Origin of the sequence: Ancylobacter lacus (assembly GCF_018390635.1) — a bacterium.
Classification (GTDB): Bacteria; Pseudomonadota; Alphaproteobacteria; order Rhizobiales; family Xanthobacteraceae; genus Ancylobacter; species Ancylobacter lacus.
In genome coordinates, this window is the sequence record NZ_JAHBGE010000003.1 from 1 (window position 1) to 2,828 (window position 2,828).

The 2,828-nt window shown below is 73.0% G+C and carries 2 protein-coding genes; both read right to left on the reverse strand.

The features are described from left to right. Positions 1-600 precede the first annotated feature (600 nt). Positions 601-1,998 (reverse strand): NAD(P)(+) transhydrogenase (Re/Si-specific) subunit beta, encoded by a 1,398-nt coding sequence (locus KHC27_RS00630; RefSeq protein ID WP_213333894.1) that lies wholly within the window; start codon positions 1,996-1,998, stop codon positions 601-603. 10 nt (positions 1,999-2,008) lie between these two features. Further along, entirely contained in the window at positions 2,009-2,458 is a 450-nt protein-coding gene (locus tag KHC27_RS00635; protein WP_213333895.1) for a proton-translocating transhydrogenase family protein, read from the reverse strand. Between the last annotated feature and the right edge of the window lie 370 nt (positions 2,459-2,828).

A 2,828-nucleotide genomic window follows, 5' to 3' on the forward strand; every position in this document is an offset into this window, starting at 1 on the left:
GGATGATCGGTGCGGTGAGGTGGAGGATGAGGCCGATCACTCCCGCCGATCCCGACACCGGCGCATGCTCCCCCCTCCCTCGCCCGGCAGGACATGGCGCCCTTTGCGGCGGCACGCCCCCCGTCCCGCCCCCGGCCGACGACGAAGCCGGCACGGGGAAGCCGCCGGGCCGGGTGCCGTCACGCCCGGAAGCCATCGAGCCGGGAGCCGTGGGATCTGGCCGCCGGGGCGTGAGGCTGGGGGCTGGGGGCTGGAAACGCGTCGGCCCGGGGAGTGGTGGCTCCCCGGGCCGGGTGGTGCATGGGCCGGCAAGCGGGCGGTGGCCGCCAGCGGCGCGGTCGTGCCGGCGGCGGCGCGGTCGTGCCGGCGACCTCGCTTCGCGCCCGCGGCGCGGCGGTCGTGGTGGGCGGCGGCCTTCCCGGGGCGGGGTGGTGCCTTCGGCCCCTTCCGCGTCCCGTCCCGCGCCGCCCCTTCCGCGTCCCGTCCCGCGCCGCCCCTTCCGCGTCCCGTCCGGCCTCGTCCCTCCGGGACCCCGGCGCCGCCCTCCGGGAGGGGGGTGGCACGCCCTCCCCCGCCCTTCCCGGCGGCGGCCGGTCCGGGTCAGAGGTTCTTGACGATGTCCTCGACCATCTTCTTGGCGTCGGCGAACAGCATCATGGTGTTGTCGCGGAAGAATAGCTCGTTCTCCACCCCGGCATAGCCCGCCGCCATGCCGCGCTTGATGAACAGCACCGTCTTCGCCTTCTCCACGTCCAGGATCGGCATGCCGTAGATCGCCGAGCTCGGGTCGGTCTTCGCCGCCGGGTTGGTCACGTCGTTCGCCCCGATCACGAAGGCCACGTCCGCCTGCGCGAATTCCGAGTTGATGTCCTCAAGCTCGAACACCTCGTCATAGGGCACGTTCGCTTCCGCCAGCAGCACGTTCATGTGCCCGGGCATCCGCCCCGCCACCGGGTGGATGGCGTAGGACACCTCCACCCCTTCCGCCTTCAGCCGGTCCGCCATCTCCCGCAGCGCGTGCTGCGCCTGCGCCACCGCCATGCCGTAGCCCGGCACGATGATCACCTTCGCCGCGTTCTTCATGATGAACGCCGCGTCCTCCGCCGAGCCCTGCTTCACCGGGCGGGTCTCCACCGCCCCCGCCGGGCCCGCCGCCGCGTCGCCGCCGAACCCGCCCAGGATCACCGACACGAAGCTGCGGTTCATCCCCTTGCACATGATGTAGCTCAGGATCGCGCCCGACGAGCCCACCAGCGCCCCGGTGATGATCAGCGCGGTGTTGCCCAGCGTGAAGCCGATCCCCGCCGCCGCCCAGCCGGAATAGCTGTTCAGCATCGACACCACCACCGGCATGTCCGCCCCGCCGATCGGCACGATGATCAGCCCGCCGAACACCAGGCTGGCGATCACGATCAGCCAGAACACCGTGTGGCTCTCGGTCAGCGTCAGCACCACGATCAGCACCACGATCAGCGCCGCCAGCGCCGCGTTGATCACGTGGCGCCCCGGCAGCAGGATCGGCTTGCCCGACATGTTGCCGTTCAGCTTGGCGAAGGCGATCACCGAGCCGGTGAAGGTGATCGCGCCGATCGCCACGCCGAGACTCATCTCCACCAGCGCCTGGCCGTGGATCGACCCCGCCGCGCCGATGCCGAACGCCTCCGGCGCGTACAGCGCCGCCGCCGCCACCATCACCGCCGACAGGCCCACCAGCGAGTGGAACGCCGCCACAAGCTGCGGCATCTGCGTCATCGCGATCTTGCGCGCGATCACCGCGCCGCCGCCGCCGCCGAGCGCGAGCCCGCCCAGCACCAGCGCCCAGCCCCCCGCCCCGTGCGGCGGGCTCGCCCCCAGCGTCGTCACGATGGCGATGGCCATGCCCGCCATGCCGAACATGTTGCCCTGGCGCGAGGTCACCGGGCTCGACAGCCCGCGCAGCGCCAGAATGAAGAGCACCCCGGAGACGAGGTACAGGACGGCCACGAGATTGGCGTTCATCGGCCCGTCCTCACTTCTTCTTCTGGTACATGGCCAGCATCCGGCTCGTCACCAGGAAGCCGCCGAAGATGTTCACGCTCGCCAGCACAAGCCCGACAAAGCCGAAGCCCCGCGCCCAGCCGGTCCCCGGCGCCGCCAGGTCCACCCCCACCGCCAGCAGCGCTCCCACCACGATCACCGAGGAGATCGCGTTGGTCACGCTCATCAGCGGGGTGTGCAGCGCCGGCGTCACCGACCACACCACGTAGTAGCCCACGAAAACCGCCAGCACGAAAATCGCGAGCCGGAACACGAAGGGGTCGATCGCCCCCCCGCTCAGCCCGTGCGCCGCCGCCCCCACCGCCGCCGACGCCGCGTCGGCATAGGCCGCCGCCGCCTCGGCCGCCTGCCGCGCCACCTCGGCCGCGGCCCGCGCGCCTTCCGCCGCCTCGGCCGGCGTCGCCCCGACTGGAGTTGCCATCTCTCTTCCCCTTAAGGTTCCCGGCGCCGCGGACCTGCTGGCCGCCCGCGCCCCGCATCCCCTGCGGATCGTCTGTCGCGTGGGGCCCGCCGCGAACGGCGGCAGGCCCGGTCGATAATCGCCCGCGCGGACGCGCGGGCAAGGTCGAAGATCACCCGCGCGGACGCGCGGGCCGGTCGATAATCGCCCGCGCTCGCGCGCGGGCCCGGTCGATAATCCCGCGCGGACGCGCGGAAAGGCCCGTTAGAGCTCGCCCGCGCTCGCGCGCGGGCCGGTCGAAGCTCGGCACAGCCGCCGGACGCCCTCCCCCTCACGGGTGCCGGCCTCCCCGCGGGGACGCCGGATGGCCAGGGAAGGCAGCGGCCGCGCC

Coding starts and splice junctions, on each gene's coding strand:
- KHC27_RS00630 (WP_213333894.1), bottom strand. CDS start 1,998: ATGAACGCCAATCTCGTGGCCGTCCTGTACCTCGTCTCCGGGGTGCTC.
- KHC27_RS00635 (WP_213333895.1), bottom strand. CDS start 2,458: ATGGCAACTCCAGTCGGGGCGACGCCGGCCGAGGCGGCGGAAGGCGCG.